Below are 18,391 nucleotides of genomic sequence, written 5' to 3' on the forward strand. Positions count from 1 at the left end.
ATTTACACCAAATAAAAAAGCCGGCTTTCACCGGCTTCATTAAGATTTTATTTCTATCTACCCACATTTCGAATTGCCACAGTCCAGACACGTCAGACATCCTTCTTGATATTGCAGATTGGTACCGCTGCAATTGCTGCATTTTGATTTGCCGGCTTGTGTGCCATCGGGAATATATCGCTTCAGCGCGCGTGCTACACCATTCTTCCAGGTATTGATATTCTCATCCAGCTGGAGGCTGCTGATCAAATCTACGACAGATACGATAGGCATGCCATGTCTGAGGGTGCCGGAGATCAATTTGGCATAATTCCAGTATTCAGGATTGAATTTATAGGACAATCCTTCGATCGTGGTTTTGTACCCACGTGTATTCACATATTGGAAATCATATCTACTGGTACCATCCGCTTCTTTATTCTTGATGATAAGACCATTAGTCACCCATCGAGGTATCAAGATACCATCTTCATCATCCGCCATACCGGTGAAGATCTCATATGGTTTTCCATCATTCAGGCCGATAAAAGCGATCCAACGGTCTTTATTGTTTTGAAACCTCACCACATCAGCTTCCAAGGTCTGAGGGCGCGTGAGCGAGGCAGTTATGATCTCATCTGTCTGGCCAGTGTCTTTTTGGTTATCTGCAGCTACCATGACGCCTGATCTGGATCCATCACGATAGACTGTAACACCTTTACAGCCGGACTTCCATGCCTCCAGGTAACATTCACCGACGAGTTCTTCGGTGACTTCAGACGGTAGATTAATAGTAACAGAAATACTATGATCTACCCATTTCTGAATAGCTCCCTGCATTTTTACCTTATTCAGATAATTCACATCATTGGATGTCGCCTTATAATAAGGTGATTTACTTAGGATATCCTCCAACTCTTCATTTGAATAAGTTTCTGAATCTTTATATCCATTGACTTCCATCCATTGAAGAAATTTGTGATGAAATACATTGTATTCTTCCCAGCTGTCACCCAATTCGTCTACGAAATCCACCTTCGCTTCTTTATCATTGGGATTGATCTTACGGCGTCTTTTATAAACTGGCAGAAATACCGGCTCTATGCCTGATGTCGTCTGTGACATTAAGCTGGTTGTTCCTGTAGGTGCGATCGTCAATAGGGCAATATTACGACGGCCATACTCCAACATTTCATAGTAAAGCTTGGCATCATGCTCCTTGAGACGTAGCATAAAGGGATTATTCTTCTCACGTTCCGCATCGTAAATCCCAAAGGCACCTCTTTCCTTTGCACAAGACACAGAACCACGATATGCCTCAATTGCTAACGTCTTGTGCACTTCAACTGAAAGTTCAGTAGCTTCTTCACTTCCATATCTTAAGCCCAGTGCGGCCAACATATCACCTTCGGCGGTGATACCAATACCTGTGCGACGGCCTTCTTTTGCTTTATGACGAATAGACTTCCATAGGTTATATTCTATACGTTTAACTTCATCATCTTCAGGATCTGCAGCAATTTTTTGTAGAATATTATCAATTTTTTCTAATTCAAGATCAATGATATCATCCATCAATCGTTGAGCAATGCCTACGTGAGACTTAAATAAGGTCCAATTGAAGTTGGCCTTATTCGTAAATGGTTTTTCTACGTAGGAAAAAAGATTAATTGCCAGCAGTCGACAGGAATCATATGCACAGAGAGGTATCTCACCACAAGGATTGGTAGATACTGTTTTGTACCCAAGATCAGCATAGCAATCAGGAAGTGATTCATTAATGATGGTATCCCAAAACAAGATACCGGGCTCAGCCGATTTCCAGGCGTTGTGTACGATCTTATCCCAAAGATCCCTTGCTCTTACTTCTTTTGTGTAAACCGGATTTTCACTATTAATAGGATATTTATGCACATATATGCCATCCTTTTGTACCGCATTCATGAATTCGTCATCCATACGAACAGAGATGTTGGCACCGGTTATTTTACCTTGTTCAAGTTTGGCGTCAATAAAGTCACTTACATCAGGATGTTTTATAGAGATCGAAAGCATAAGAGCACCTCTTCGACCATCTTGGGCTACTTCGCGCGTAGAATTAGAAAAACGCTCCATAAAAGGTACGATACCTGTAGAAGTAAGCGCTGAATTCTTTACCGGAGAACCTTTAGGACGGATGTGTGAAAGGTCATGACCTACGCCACCACGTCTCTTCATCAACTGGACCTGCTCCTGATCTGTTTTCATGATGCCTCCATACGAATCAGAATCTCCTTCATTGCCTATCACAAAGCAGTTGGAAAGGGAAGCGATCTGGAATGGATTGCCTATTCCGGTCATAGGGCTTCCTTGGGGAATAATGTATTTGAAGTCCTTTAGCACTTCCAGTATTTGTTTTTCCGTAAGTGAATTAGGGTATTTTTGTTCTATTCTGGCTAGTTCACCTGCGATGCGCTTGTGCATATCAGCGGGTGTTTTTTCGTATAGATTTCCTTGTGAGTCTTTGAGAGCGTACTTATTTATCCAAACACGGGCGGCCAACTTATCGCCTTTAAAATAAAGTAAACTTGAGTTGAATGCTTCTTCCTGTGAATACGTAGTTTTCAAATGTTTTGTAGTAATCTCGGCCATAGGTTTTTAATAAAAAGATGAATGTAAATTTATGAACGCAAATTTATATTAAATAATTTAATAATCTGATATATTTTCATAAGTTTCCCAAAAATATTTATAAAATGTTCATTATCAATACATTAATATTTTTAGTTGGTGGAAAAGTGTACAAATTTGTAAAACTTTGTTTAGTGGCTGATACATAAAGGTTTACAAAAGAAGGGGTAGGGTAAGTAGGCGAACAATTGTTAGTTTAGTGTGTTTTGGACAAATAGAAATCATCCAAAAAAAGAGTATTGAGAGTTAACAAAAGAGGAAAAAGGATAACACTTGTGCCAGGTGGATAGTTTTTTCTCTTCTACAAGTAGTTCGTTTACTTAGAGAACTCAAGAATGAATTCCCATATAGGTCTCAGTGCCTTTAAGTTTTTGTTTTATAGAAGGTGATGTAAGTTCTGGTATATTTTGAAATCAGTTGAAGTCGCTGAAATTTTTATTTCCCGATTGAGTAGGACAGTGACCTATATGAATCATTGGTTCTACGCAGGAGGCAGTGGTGGTATTAGTTTCTATAATCATTATTCCAATATTTTTTATCCACTCAAGATGTTGACTCATGCTAATTCTACAACGGAACTTCTATTGTAAATCTACTATAAACGCCAGATTCACTATGAACAGTTAGTTTACCACCAATCTTAACTAGCAATTCTTTTATCAGAAATAGGCCCATACCGCTACCCATCTCCCCGGCAGTGCCCAAAGCAGATTCAATATCATTCGCGTTTAATTCCTGAATTTTCTCGGGAGTCATACCTATTCCATGGTCTTCGACTGAAAGCATCAATTTATTATTTTGAACTGCAGAAGAAATAATCACCGTGTCGCCTGGATTACTGAATTTTATAGCATTGGTCAGTAGATTCCTAACTGCTATAGAGATGATGCTATTGTCTGTATTTATTTGATCAATATCTACCTTATTAATAATGACAATACTCTTTTTATCAGCCTGAGCTTTTACTTCACTGATCGTATCTCCTACACTTTCACGTAGGGAAAAAGATTTAATATCTGGAGAACCACCTTTGATTTGAGCGTTTGCCCAGATCAGCAAATTGTCCAGCATATCGGTCATGCTATTGATCGCTTGCCATGTTTTAGTTTTGTATTTTTCTTTTTTATCTATAGCCATTGTGTCGTTTTCAGACATAATATGATACGTTTTCAATGCTGACAATGGGCTACGCAGATCGTGACTAATAATGCCGAACAATCGATCCTTTACTGTATTGAGATTTTGTAACTGATCTTTCTGCGTATTTATTTGGATATTTTGAGTGGCTAGTTGTCTATTTTTAAGTTTGATACCTCTATAAAAAAACGCTAAAATGCTTAAAACTGCCAAAATGATACCTGCCAAAAACAACAAAACATTTCGTTGATTTCGTTGGGTCAAGTTTTCAGACTCTTTCTCTGCGAGGTCGGCGTTTTTTTTCTCCATTTCATATTCTGACTCAAGTTCGACCATTACAACTTTATTATCTATTGTAAAAAGGCTGTCTTTCAAAGAATGATACTTTTGAAGATTTATTGCCTGATTTTTGTAGTCCCCCATTTTTTCAAAGGAATCGGCAAGAGCATCATACCCTCTTGCCATGGTACTATTATCTGAACTCTCTTTTGCATATAGAATACTTTTATTCAAGGCATTTATAGCATCTTTATATCTACCCATATCATTATAAAGGTTTCCATAATTATTATACGAAAAACTGTAAAGAATCTTAATAAAATCATCCTTAGGCATTGTGTCCAGAATGGCTTTGCAGCTGTCATAATATATCAGAGCCTCGTTATATCTCCCCAGTTTTTTTAGCATTAAGCCTATCATACTGTAATCCTGACAATATATTATTGGGTTTTTAACATCCGCCTTTTTGTCCAGATACAGACATTTATAGGAGTAAATCAAAGCTGAATCGAACTCTTGTTTGGTTAAAAAATAGGAGCTTTTTTTACCAATTAAATTGTAATTAAGGTCATGGTCATCTTTATAATATTTCTTAAGGATCGCTTCCTCTTTATTTAAATATACCTTTGATTTAGTGATATCTGTATCTAGAAATATACGAATTAAATAATCGTACACTTTTAATATCCCACGGAAATCTTTTCTCTTCTCATAGATTCGTAATGCTTTGTAGTAAGCCTCAAGTGATTTATCAAAGCTGTGCAAATGAAAATAAGATTGTCCTATATCCCTAAGATTGGATGCGATATATTCTTCTTCATTTAGTGTCTCTGCCAAACGTAGGGCCTGAAAACAGAATGCTAGCGTTCTTCTTTGATTTTTCGTCTTGAGTGAATCGGTTAAAACAGCATAGGCCTTTAATTTATTGACATCATCTGGCATTTTATTAAACACCTTGTCCAAACTATCCACCCAGCGTGTATTTTGAGCATTAGTAGCCCCAACAATAATTAATAAGAATATAAATAATAGTACTTTTTGCATTTAAAATAAGTTCGGTAGTAAAATTTATTTTTGCCTTTTAATAGTGCTGTTGCCTAAAATTAAAGTGATTACCGTCGATACATAAGTCTTGCCGATTGATAAAGGAACATTATTGAGATATATGATCTTTTCATTCTCTATGGAGGTTACAAAATTTTTATTGATGATGTGGGATCTACTTATACGCACAAAGTCAGCATGAGCAAGCTGAATCTCTAGTTGATTCAAACTAACCAATGCTATTTTTTTATCTCCATTTTTCATGAAGAATGTTACGAAATTGCCCAAAGATTCAATATATACTACATCAGCGAAATTTAGTCTTACATGCTGATTCCTATCCTTGATAAAGAAATGATCTGCCTCTTGTTCAAAATCCTGTAGGTCATTTGCGACTTGCTCAATGGACATCAACTTTCTAACTTTATCTATAGCCCTGAAAAGTCGATCCTGAGATACGGGTTTAACTAAATAATCCACCGCATCTAGTTCGAAAGCATCCACAGCAAAGTTGATGTGAGAGGTTATAAAGATCACCAGAGGTACCTTGGTGAGACTTTTGACCAGTTGCATTCCGCTTAGGCCCACCATCTCTATATCCAGCACCAACAAGTCAGGTTGTAATAGAATTATTTGCTCTCTGGCAGTAAGGGCATTGTCACAAATAGCCAGACAATGTAGTTGAGGAATATGCTCAAGCTGCATATGTGTATAGTCTCTGTAAAGTTCATCATCATCTACTAAAATGTAATTCAACCTTGAATCCATATGCTCAACTATATTCTAATTCTTTAACCAGTATTGAAATCTCAATACCAATATTTATTTTATAATATGATAGGGGAATAAATGAAATATTTCGCCAAAATAGCAAAATAAGTTTCAATCCAATAGTTTACTGCTTGATGATTTTTGATTTTCATCTATTTTATTTATCTCTTTTCAACTCTTCGTGTACAGATATCAACCTAATATGTACTGATCCGCTTCATTCATGTACTATTTTAAAATTGCTTCAGAATGGCATATATATTTGTCAAAATATTTTTCATTTTATAGATTGTTAGGTTAATCTGAATAAAGTTCGTTGATATGAAATGTTTCTACTTTTTAATATTGTTCGTTTCAACTTTTTGCTTCAATGCTAATGCAAATGTTTATCTTCATAAACCAGCAAATGAACTGAAGGAAGGGAAGTCTTTTATATTACCTCCTCCCGCCAATGACGATTGCAGCGGAGCGATACTACTTACTGTGACTAAAAGTTTTGCCACAGCTATGGTTGTGGGGACGATGTTGAGTGCTACAGCAAGTACTGTTCCTGGAGGTACTTCCTGCAATACGAAATCTACAAATATAGATGTGTGGTATCGTGTTAAAGTGCCGACTTCAGGTAATGTCGTAATAGCATTATATGCCTACGGTGGGACCACAGATGCGGAAAATGATTACTCTCTTCAGTTATTCAAAGGAAGTTGTGGAAGCCTCAACTACATTGGCTGTGATGAAGATGGGGGAACATATGAGACTCCGGGAGAATTAATGCCTGCAATATCTTTTGGCTTTCTAATCCCAAACGAAACAATTTATCTAAGAGTGAGAAAAACAGCCGCATCAATTGATAATTTTGGGATTGCTGCATATGATGCGTTTGAACCGGTGATTATATCCACACAAAGCTGCGTGACCGCATCAGTTCAAATCACTCCTACAAGTGGAAACCTGCATAGAAATGTACCGGTGGTAGACAATACAGGTGCCCTGATATGTGGGATTAGAGCTTTGGGAAATGACTTGGGGACTTTTACGGCAAGTCAGTATATTAATTCAGGACCAGTGAGAAAGGATGCAAAAAATATTTATTATCTAGATCGCAACTATGCGTTTACTTCCACAAAAAATCCAATAGATGTTATTATTCAACTCCCTCTTAAAGTAACTGAACGTCAGGCATTAGGTGCTGTAGATCCAGAGGTCACCAGTGTTATAGATCTAAATATAAGTCGCCACAACCATGGATGCGCTGCCGCAGCGGGAGGTCAAGGAACTGAAGCAACCATCTGGGGTTTTGGAGGTTATGCAAATGGAATAGAAGAAATTGGATTGAGAACTGACATATTAGGATCATTTTTCTTACATGGTGGCTATATTCAATTACCTGTGACATTAAAATCATTCACTGCTATGTTGAATAAAACAAATGAAGTAGAAGTGACTTGGACATCCGAGGCTGAAAAAAATGTCGAGGTATATATTATAGAGCGAAGTGCCGATGGCAAGAATTTTGATGAAATAGGTCAATTAAAGGCGTCGGAACAGTCTCAATACACTTATACAGACGCACATCCTAATGCTGGCACGAATTACTATAGATTAAAAGTTCAGGATTATGATCAGAGTTCAAGTTTGAGCAAGGTAGCATCCGTATCTCTTGGTAAAACGAATGGTATAAACTTCTTTCCTAATCCTGCCGACGAATTCATCACTATAAATTTCGATGAACCGAGGTTGGGTACGATAATTATTTGTGACATGAAAGGAAATCAATTAAAGACATTTAAAAAAACGGAGCAAATAATGAACTTGGATATTTCTGAACTTAATTCAGGTACTTATATTCTCCGTTATATGAACAATCAGGGTGTCTCGACATCTATGTTTAATAAAATCTAAAATATTTCGATAATTATAATCAATTTAACATTTTTAAAATTTATCAAAATGATTTAATTTACTGGAAACATTCATCTTAGTCCCATTTTAATTTCTAATTTTTAATTTCTGATTTCTAACTTTTTTCAAGCTCAAAACATTAGTTACATAGAAATTTATTTGCCACGAAACTTACGCCAATAATAAATACACACACTTACAACTTTATCAAACCGAATTGTTGCCGTTCTCCTTACTTGTATGATTTCATATCATGACAATAAGGGGAATGGTCTTTTCGGCATCTTTGTGTTGTGCGGAATAGAAATTAAATCTAGTCCATAAAAAATGCTATAAACGAATTTCGGCTTATTATTATTGGAATGATTTTAATCTCGATTATTTACAGTTCGTTTTGTTTTATACGATAATGAAATATATTATAGTCCAAATTAGGTATTATGGATTATTTGTTATATATTTGGTCTATAATAAATATCATAATCAATATGTCAAACGCATTACACATACCAGTAAAAGAGTCCCTGATCGAACTAAGAAATCATTTAAAGAATGCAATTCCTATGATACAACCACGTATTAAAATGCTTATCTTAATGAAGAAATCAGGAGAAAAAGCTTTGTCTAAACGTGATTTGATGGAGAGTTTAGGTGTCAGCAGCCAAAGTATTCAAGACTGGAGATCAGCATATAAGACCGGAGGTATTGAATTATTAATGTCAAATGGTCGTAAGGGCAAATCAGGTAAGCCTTCCGTTTTCACCAAAGAGGAACATATTAAGTTGGAACAGAAGTTACGAGACCCTAAAAATGGTCTGGCGGGTTATGTAGAGTTGCAAGAATGGATTGAAAAAGAATTTAAAAAAGAGCTGAAGTACAACACAATACTAAAGTATGCGATCAAAAATTTCGGTTCCAAGGTTAAGGTGGCCAGAAAAAGCCATGTAAAAAAGGACGGTGAATCCGTAATCACTTTTAAAAAAACTTCACGAACAAAATAGCTGAACTGTCGATTTCTGCGCCATTACATTATAGCAGTATCAATCTATATTTTCAAGATGAAAGTAGATTTGGATTGCATACTAAGTACGGAAGGGGTTTGACAGCTAAAGGAATACAGCCGGTCTGTAATTTTCAGCAAGTTTTTGAATATACTTATTTATTCGGTGCATTCTCTCCCGTGACCAGAGATCAATTCCTATTAATAATGCCCTATTGCATTGGAGAAACTTTTCAAATATTCCTCAATCAATTTTCTGAACAAAATAAAAAAAAGTACAAAATTATTGTACTTGATAACGGCGCATTCCACAAAGCAAAAAAGCTAGAAATACCCGACAATATTGTATTACTATTCCTACCGCCTTACAGCCCTGAACTCAATCCTGCAGAAAAAATGTGGCATCACATAAAAAGAAAATTTACCAACAAACATTTCACCAACCTTAAGGTAATTAGCCTTTTCTTCACTGAAACAATAAATCTTCTGACTCCTGATAAGATAAAATCAATATGCTCTTTCGAGTATATCTCTTTAGGTGACTTTTAGTCTATTTAATATGTCACTATCGTTTAAGATGGATTGATAAGTAGGAGATCACGGTTTTCGAATAAAAAAGCCACTGCAAATAAATTGCAGTGGCTTTTTTTTAATAAAATTAATGATAACTCTTACCTGATCTTCACAAACTTACTCACGATCCACTGCTCGCTGTCTTTCGATTTCCATCTGATTTGATAGATACCGCTAGGTAGTTGTGAGGTGGAGATGTATTTGTCTGAGGTCGTTTTCTGAACTACCTGCATCTTGCCATTGACATCGTAGATCACATATTCTATCGGTTCAGAGCTTTGTGTATCGAAGTACAACAAGTCATTGGTTGGGTTCGGATAGACCGTGCCCGTTACTTCTGATCTGGTAGTTAATCCATCGCCATCACCATCGATTGTATTTCCACCTTTGTTTGTATACAATACTCTTAGGATGACTTTGACGATGCTTGGACAGCCATTTTCATTAGTGATGGTCACGGTGTAGACACCTGCCATGTAGCGCGTTACTTTCTTGATGAAAGGATTCTGTTGGTTACTTGTAAATCCTAACGGTCCTGACCATGAATAAGCTACTCCATTGCTGCTTGCGATAAACTGCACAGGGCTGTTTTCGTTGACAGGATTTGGTGTGGCATAGGCAAAGGATTTTGCTGATGGTTTTACCACGATGGTAAGTTCTGCATAACCAAAGCATCCGCCTTCATTGCTGATATATACATAGTATTTACCAGAAGCTGCAGGTGTGATATTGTCTATCCTTGGATCTGACTCTGTGGAGTTAAATCCATTAGGTCCATTCCATAGATAAGTACTACCACCTTCAGCATGCAATTGTAAGCTCTGTCCCTGACAGATCGTATCCTCTGATGCTGTTGCGATCGCATGGATCTGGTCATAAACCTTCACCGTCACAGAAGCTGTGGAAACACAACCCGTACTTGCTGTAAGATTCACGGTGTAAATACCTGACATATGGATCGGAATATTCTGGATGACAGGATTCTGATCTGTTGAAGTATATGTCGCCGGGCCATTCCAAACAAAACTTCCTGTTCCTGAGGCAAACAACTGGATCTTAGATCCTTCACATGTTTGTGTGAGTGTTGGATTTGCTGAAAGCGCAGGAGGATTATTAATTGTGATGTTCAGTGTTGTTGTTGCTGTACATCCATTTGGACTTGTTACCACCAGTATATATAATCCGCTATTGGCTACAGTTACATTTGGTATCTGAGGATTTTGCTGATTGCTTGTAAATCCATTAGGTCCGGACCATGCATATGATCCTGCTCCTGTGCCATGTAACTGAAGGTTACTACCTACACAAGCGGTCGATAGCTCATAAGAAGCGGTTGCGATCGGTGGATAGTTAACGCTCAGTTGTGAAGACAATACTACAGAACAACCATAAGTATTAGATACAGTGACAAAGTACTTACCAGCCTGCAGATGAGTAGTCAACAAAATAGTTGGATTCTGTGCAGAGGATGTCCATCCCAGAGGACCTGACCAACTGTAAGTACTACCTCCTGAAGCAGAAAGCTGCACTGTAGAACCAACACAAGCCGGATTAGGAGCTATTGATATTGTTCCAATAGGTTTAGGATTAACGATGACGGTGGCTGTGGTGGTTGTTCCAATACAACCATTTGCAGAAGGCGTGATCGTAAAGGTCACGGTGATCGGTGCGGAAGTGGTATTGGTAAGTGCTCCGAAGATATTATTACCCGAACCAGATGCTGCGATACCGGTGACAGTTGCAGTATTGTTGCGTGTCCATGTGAAAGTTGTTCCGATTACCGGACCCGACAGTGTTATGGTAGTGATAAGAGTTTCTGAACAGATGGTCTGTGTGGCAGGAGTCGCTACCGCTGTTGGCGTTGGATTAACCAATACCGTTGCAGTGATTGCCGCTCCCGGACAACCGTTCGCTGTCGGTATGATCGTAAATGTTACGGTCACAGGCGCATTGGTTGTATTGGTCAGTATTCCGGAGATGTTTCCTGATCCGCTGGCAGCTATGCCTGTGACGGTTCCTGTATTGTTGCGTGTCCATGCATAGGTTGTTCCACTTACTGCACCTGTCAGTACAATGGTACTGATCGAAGTCGCAGAACAGATGGTCTGTGTTGCCGGTGTTGCAACTGCATTTGGTGTTGGATTAACCAATACTGTTGCAGTGATAGCTGCTCCAGGACAACTATTTGCTGTCGGTATGATCGTAAAGGTCACTGTCACAGGCGCATTGGTTGTATTAGTCAGTGTTCCGGATATGTTTCCTGATCCGCTGGCAGCTATGCCTGTTACAGTTCCTGTATTGTTGCGAGTCCATGCATACGTCGTTCCAGATACAGCGCCTGTCAATACAATGGTACTGATCGAAGATGCTGAACAGATGGTTTGTGATGCCGGCGTTGCAACTGCGTTTGGCGTTGGATTAACCAATACCGTTGCAGTGATAGCTGCTCCAGGACAACTATTTGCTGTCGGTATGATCGTAAAGGTCACTGTCACAGGCGCATTGGTTGTATTGGTCAGTGAGCCTGAGATATTTCCGCTACCTGAAGCTGCGATGCCTGTTACTGCAACTGCATTATCCCTGGTCCAAGCGTAAGTAGTTCCGCTTACAGCGCCAGATAATACAATTGTGCTTATTGAAGCGGCTGAACAGATGGTTTGTGTGGCTGGCGTTGCAACTGCATTTGGTGTTGGGTTAACCAGAACCGTTGCAGTGATAGCTGCTCCAGGACAACTGTTTGCTGTCGGTATGATCGTAAAGGTCACGGTCACTGGCGCATTGGTTGTATTTGTTAAAGAGCCTGAGATGTTGCCGGAACCTGAAGCTGCGATGCCTGTTACTGCAACTGCATTATCCCTGGTCCAGGCATATGTTGTTCCACTCACAGCACCTGAAAGTACAATTGTACTGATCGAAGCTGCAGAACAGATGGTTTGTGTGGCTGGCGTTGCCACTGCGTTCGGTGTTGGGTTAACCAGAACCGTTGCTGTGATAGCTGCTCCAGGACAACTGTTTGCTGTCGGTATGATCGTGAAGGTCACGGTAACTGGCGCATTGGTTGTATTTGTTAAAGAGCCTGAGATGTTGCCCGAACCCGATGAAGCAATACCCGTTACTGTGCCGGAATTATCCCTTGTCCAAGCATACGTTGTTCCACTTACAGCGCCAGATAATACAATCGTACTGATCGAAGCGGCAGAACAGATCGTTTGTGAAGCAGGTGTTGCCACTGCATTCGGAGTTGGATTAACCAGAACCGTTGCAGTGATAGCCGCTCCTGGACAACTGTTTGCAGTTGGTGTGATCGTAAAGGTCACGGTGACAGGAGCACTTGTGGTATTGGTCAATGAGCCCGAGATGTTACCTGATCCACTTGATGCGATGCCGGTGACACTTGCTGCATTGTCTCTAGTCCAAGCGTAAGTTGTTCCAGATACGTTTCCTGATAATACAATCGTACTGATCGAAGCTGCAGAACAGATGGTCTGTGAAGCCGGCGTTGCCACAGCATTCGGTGTTGGATTGACCGTTACTGTAATATTGTATGGTGCACCCGTACAACCAAGAGATGACACAGGAGTAACAACATATTGTACAGTACCTGCTGCTGAACCCGGATTGGTCAATGTTTGAGCTATGGAAGTACCACAACTACTTGCACAAGCGCTGGCGCCTGTTATTCCACCCGTGATAGTACCTATCATCCAGGTAAAGGTAGTTCCAGGATCTGTACTTGCCATCAAAGCAATACTGGTGGCAGTGCCACTACAGATAGTCGCCGTAGCGGCAGTTGTTACTACCGGTACAGGATTAACTAATATACTTGCCGTCGCCGATGGCCGACAATTAACATCAGTAGGAGTCGGTGAAAGAATAGCATATATAAAGTTATTACCGACTGGTAAAATACTTGTAGTAGTCGTGGCTCCTGTTCCTCCACCTGTAAGGCTTCCATTTGGAATGGTTGCAATGTCTGTTCCACCAGTATAAGGATCAGCAGGAGCTGCACTGAAGTATTTAAATGTGATGCCGTAGCTATTAGGATTCATCGTTGTTAAACCCGAAGCTGTTAGGATTACGTTACTTCCTGAACATACTTCTGGAGTTGGATTAGTTGTCAGCGTCGGTATCGTAGGGCAACAAACATCCACTGTTACATCTACGGTGAATGGTGCTCCGGGGCATCCGTTGGCTGTTGGAGTGACTGTATATCTTACCACTCCGGATGTTGTTCCTGTATTGGTCAGCGTCTGAATGATCGAAGTGCCACAGGCTGCAGCACAATTACTGAATCCAGTGATAGTGCCACCCGAAGGAGCAGTTTGTATCGTTGCCGTCCAGGTATATGTGGTACCGGTTACTGTTGAACTTAATGCCACATTGCTAGCTGTTCCCCCACAGATTGTTTGCGGCGAAGCGGAGCCAACTGGGGTTGGATTGACAGTGATTGTGAAGGTTTTTGGAGTGCCTGTGCAATTAGTTCCAATATAGGATATGATTACTAGTCCATTGCCTGACTGCATTCCAGATGTCGTAGAACCTCCGGTCACACCACCAATATAACTGGAACCTCCTCCTCCACCGGCACCTGCACCACCTCCATACCAGCCGCCACCGCCACCGGAGCAATTGAAATTACCTGAATTATTGCCTCCCAATCCAAATGTGCCCGGCAAACATTCCGGATCTCCCGGAGAGCCAAGGCCACCAGCTATTTGTGTTCCTCCAAATCCCTGAGATCCAGGATAACCTCCGTCTCCGCCGATTAAGCCACCACCGCCACCGGCTACAGCAGTTGCACCACTACTTCCACCGCCACCGGCTCCTACAAGTATTCTGTTATTTAAAGTTGTTCCTCCAAAGCGAATATCAGAGGCTCCGCCTCCAGCTCCACGAAAACCAAAAGTTCCACCTGCATTACCTCCTCCATTCCAACCACCGCCAGTTGTAGTTGGTGTTCCACCTACATATATATTCAAAATTTGTCCCGGGGTAACAGCTAAATCGCCTTTAGCGTATCCACCTAAGCCTCCCGGATCATTACCACCATAATTACCCGGGCCTCCTTGCGCGCCCCAAGTTTCTATGGTTAACTGAGTAACTCCTGCAGGCACAGTCCACGTTTGCATTGATCCAGTATAATTAAAGTTGACAAGTCCTGAACCTTCTGTCGAAGGAGTCACTATAACAGTAGCTACTACCGGAGCATTAGTTGCATTAGTAGCAGTAAAGCTCCCAATATTGCCACTTCCACTTGAAGCCAGACTAATGGAAGGTGTATTATTCGTCCAGTTAAATGTTGTACCAGGTAATGAACCGGTAAAATTTACCGCCGCAGTTGACGTATTATTACATACAGTTTGATTGGCAGGTTGTACTACATCAGGTATTGGATTAACTGTTATGCCACCGGTTGCGATTACAACTCCACATCCTCCTGTCAAGGTGACGGTATAACCGAACGGTGAACCCGTTGTTGTATTTGGTGTCCCTGATATTGTCACCACATTGGCCACCCAGCTGCCAGAGACGCCCCCAGGTAAACCACTAAAGGTGGCACCTGTAGCGCCGGTAGTTGAATAGGTAATATTCGTAATTGGGGTATTAAGACATACAGTCTGTGCATTTGTTCCTGCCGTCGAAGTTAATGTAATTGTATTATCAGGGTTGGCTGCTACCACAATAGGATTGGATGTTGAGCTGCAACCTGTTATACCTGACTCCGCTGTGTAGCTACCTGAAACACTAGCATTGTATGTCAGGGCATTTGCACCACCAATGGGACTTGCACCATTATGCCATTGTATATTGGTAATAAAAGGGGTAACGATGGTTTTAAAGTTTAGCCTAGATGCAGGATATCCATATACATCTGAAAAATAGGTTCCATATGATCCGTTATTTGCAGTTAGGCTAAGACTAGACGCTCCTAAAAGCTGAAATGTATATGTATTTCCTGGGGTTAAATGTACCGGTGTAATATTTATAGAGTAAAAACCGCCGGGACCATTTATTAAAACACTTTGCGTGCTTACCAGACTTCCGAATGTACCTATGCCGCTGTAAATATTGAATGCATATGTATTGTTGGTTGTACCATTTAATTGGATCTCTATTGTCCCCGTCATACCATCGACTGTGGGTACAAAACTCTGCCATTGATTAATACCGGCTGTACCGGTATTAACTGTAGTAAATGACAGATCAGTGACTGGTGTTACTTCCGCCGTTAATGTTACTGTACCCGGAATACAGAATGTTGTAGGGCCTCCTGCAGTTATTACCGGTGTTACAGGTGGTGTATTTGTAACAGCTATGTTATTTGACGGAATTGAATAGCAACTTCCATTATAATTTTCCGCTGTATAATTTCCAACTGCTGCGGGGCTATAAGATGACATCGTTGCGCCGGGTATCAACAAGTTATTTTCAAACCACTGAACACTTCCCAATGCAGGTGTCATAGTGGTTATAAAAATGAGTCTCCATGGTGGATTTAATCCGTAACCGTCCGAAAAGTATGAGCCATAGCCGGAATATGTCCCAATCAAACTAAGATTACTTGCAGTTACTAATTGAAAAGTATAATCATTTCCTGCCGTTAGGTTTAAAGCGCTGATATTAAATCCAAGAAATGCACTACAATCACTTATTGTGACAGTCTGAGTATTCAACAATGTTCCTCCTGTGCCAACACCACTATATATGTTCAGAGTAATATTTCCACTAGGGCAACCATTAGGTTTAATTTGTATTGCATTCAAAGCCCCGGTAATATTTGGTTTAAATGATTGCCATTGATTTGTGCCAGATGTACCGATATTTGATGTAGTGAATGAAAGGTCGGTAACCGCTTGTGTAGTGGCAGTTAATGTAACTGCTCCAGAAGTACACAAAGATGCTGAACCGGTTGAGCTTATTACCAATGCAGAAGGAATCGAATTTACATTTATGCTACCTGATGCTACATTACTACAACCTCCGCCAGTAAGCGTAACAGTATAGTTAGAAGTTCCGGGACCTGAGGGTGTACCACTTATGGTTACTACATTAGCAGCCCAGCTACCAGATACTCCGGCAGGCAAACCTGCAAAGTTAGCGCCTGTAGCAATGTTTGTAGAATAGGTTATTGTATTTATTGCAGAACCATTGCAAATTAATTGTGCATCAGTACCTGCTCCAGATGTCAATATAATGCTACATGCAATTACAGTTATTGTTCCTCCAGCAGTTACGGTTCCGCAACCACCGTTAAGTGTTACTGTATAATTGAAAGGTGAACCAACAATTGTAGATGGCGAACCACTGATAGTTACTACATTGCTAGCCCAGCTACCTGATACTCCGGCAGGCAAACCACTGAAAGAAGCTCCTGTAGCTCCAACAGTTGAATAGGTAATATTGGTAATAGGTGTATTTACCGACACCGTTTGATTATTCGTCCCGAGTGCTGAAGTTAGCGAAATAGTATTAAGCGGATTAACCGTTATTGTACCAGTAGCCGTAATTGTTCCACAACCTCCATTAAGTGTTACTGTATAACTAAATGGCGAACCTACAGTAGTACTTGGTGTACCGGTGATCGTAACCACATTTGATGCCCAACTACCTGACACACCTGTCGGTAATCCACTAAATGAAGCCCCCGTAGCTCCTGTAGTAGAGTAAGTTATATTTGTCATCGAAGAATTTATACAAACCGTTTGCGAATTGGTACCGGCTGCAGACGTAAGGGTGACTGTGTTGTTTGGAGTTACGGTAATCGAACCTGTAGCTGTAATTGTTCCACAACCTCCTGTAAGTGTTACTGTATAGCTGAATGGAGAACCTGCGGTCGTAGATGGTGAACCACTAATGGTTACAACATTGGCTGACCAACTGCCGGATACGCCTGCTGGTAATCCACTAAAGGTAGCGTCTGTAGCACCAGTCGTGTTATAAGTTATATTTGTTATTGGAGAATTTATGCAAACCGTTTGTGCATTCGTACCGGCTGCTGAACTAAGAGTGATCGTATTGGCCGATAAAATATTGTACGAACATTGGCTACTGGAAGTGCCTAAAGGAAATGCACTGTTGTTATAAGTCCAATTGGCAGTATTGTAAATTATGGCTGACATCTGCGATGCTGAACAGGCACTTGCTAAAGCACAAGCACTGAATTTTCCGTTATCAGGCTCAATGGTTCCATTTGTCACAGCCGAAGGTAAAGGCCCTGGTGACATAAGAAAGCAGGTTTGGCCATTTACCAAACCAGGTGGGACACTACTTTCATTGAGTGTTACCGGAACCAAATCCCATGTTGCATACACAGTAGTATTAGTCACAATGTTAGCTAGCAATGCTGTTATAAATCTGCGTGTAGCATCATTATAATTTGTTGCAGGGCCGGCGGGGGGACCTGTTTGAAAAACCAAAAGGTTGTCACCACCAACTGCAAGATTCAAACCATCTGTATAGCCATTTGGTGGAGGAAGCGCGGTAGGGATAATAGGTGTTTCATTTGTAATAGTTCCAAGAAGTGTTACTCCTGCTTCATCAGAAGATGCTCTCCATTCGTAATATTCAGAACCGGCCGGCAACTCATCATGGTAGTAATTTAATAAAAAACACTTCTGTTCCCTGTGCTATGCCACCTGCGGGAACCAAATCTACCATTTAATCACGGCATGATTCGCTGCCCAATCTCCAAATGTATTGGGCAGAGAATGTGCTTCATCAAGCCAATTGCTTGGACAGGTAGAAGTTCACAACTCACCCCTTTCTTTATTAATCGGGGGGGGTTACCAAAAAAACAGCCCATTGTGCTTTTGGTTTGGCCAACCCTTTGCCCTTTCCCTTTTTTCTTTTTGGGCAACCACGATCTGGGTCAAAATAAATTACTGTTCCACCAAACATCTGTCTTTCAAAAACATCAACAATGGAACAAAAAGTCGGTTTTGTGTCTGATTAAACGCTCATATGTAACCAATCAGGAAACCGATCTTCTTTCTCTACAATTCCAACAGTAAAGGTGTTGCTTGGATCAAAATCTGA

At 40.4% G+C, this 18,391-nt stretch carries 7 protein-coding genes; 3 read left to right on the forward strand and 4 right to left on the reverse strand.

Going from position 1 to position 18,391, the window contains the following annotated elements:
- Nucleotides 1-57: 57 nt before the first annotated feature.
- The 3 genes from IPI15_RS06925 to IPI15_RS06935 form a co-directional block, all read right to left on the reverse strand.
- A complete protein-coding gene (locus IPI15_RS06925) occupies nucleotides 58-2,610 on the reverse strand; it encodes an adenosylcobalamin-dependent ribonucleoside-diphosphate reductase (RefSeq protein ID WP_287419688.1) in 2,553 nt (850 codons plus the stop codon).
- Between the two features lie 606 nt (nucleotides 2,611-3,216).
- A complete protein-coding gene (locus IPI15_RS06930) occupies nucleotides 3,217-5,109 on the reverse strand; it encodes a tetratricopeptide repeat-containing sensor histidine kinase (RefSeq protein WP_287400239.1) in 1,893 nt (630 codons plus the stop codon).
- 24 nt (nucleotides 5,110-5,133) lie between these two features.
- Nucleotides 5,134-5,877, reverse strand: coding sequence for a LytR/AlgR family response regulator transcription factor (locus IPI15_RS06935; protein ID WP_287400241.1), 744 nt, complete (start codon nucleotides 5,875-5,877; stop codon nucleotides 5,134-5,136).
- 324 nt (nucleotides 5,878-6,201) lie between these two features.
- Between IPI15_RS06935 and IPI15_RS06940 the strand changes: the two genes are divergently transcribed.
- The 3 genes from IPI15_RS06940 to IPI15_RS06950 all read left to right on the forward strand — a co-directional run bounded on the left by IPI15_RS06940 (nucleotide 6,202) and on the right by IPI15_RS06950 (nucleotide 9,331).
- Nucleotides 6,202-7,782 carry a T9SS type A sorting domain-containing protein gene (locus tag IPI15_RS06940; protein ID WP_287400242.1) on the forward strand — a complete coding sequence of 527 codons (1,581 nt, stop codon included), beginning with the start codon at nucleotides 6,202-6,204 and terminating at the stop codon, nucleotides 7,780-7,782.
- A 488-nt stretch (nucleotides 7,783-8,270) separates the two neighbouring features.
- Entirely contained in the window at nucleotides 8,271-8,783 is a 513-nt protein-coding gene (locus IPI15_RS06945; protein WP_287400243.1) for a helix-turn-helix domain-containing protein, read from the forward strand.
- A 38-nt stretch (nucleotides 8,784-8,821) separates the two neighbouring features.
- The gene (locus tag IPI15_RS06950) at nucleotides 8,822-9,331 is read left to right on the forward strand and encodes an IS630 family transposase (RefSeq protein ID WP_287400485.1); all 510 of its coding nucleotides are present in this window, start codon (nucleotides 8,822-8,824) and stop codon (nucleotides 9,329-9,331) included.
- 122 nt (nucleotides 9,332-9,453) lie between these two features.
- On the opposite strand, the gene IPI15_RS06955 is transcribed toward IPI15_RS06950, so the two are convergent.
- Nucleotides 9,454-17,937, reverse strand: a complete 8,484-nt coding sequence (locus IPI15_RS06955) for a PKD-like domain-containing protein (protein WP_287419689.1) — start codon at nucleotides 17,935-17,937, stop codon at nucleotides 9,454-9,456.
- Nucleotides 17,938-18,391 lie beyond the last annotated feature (454 nt).

It is taken from the genome of Candidatus Brachybacter algidus (assembly GCF_016707225.1).
Taxonomy (GTDB): domain Bacteria; phylum Bacteroidota; class Bacteroidia; order Chitinophagales; family Saprospiraceae; genus Parvibacillus; species Parvibacillus algidus.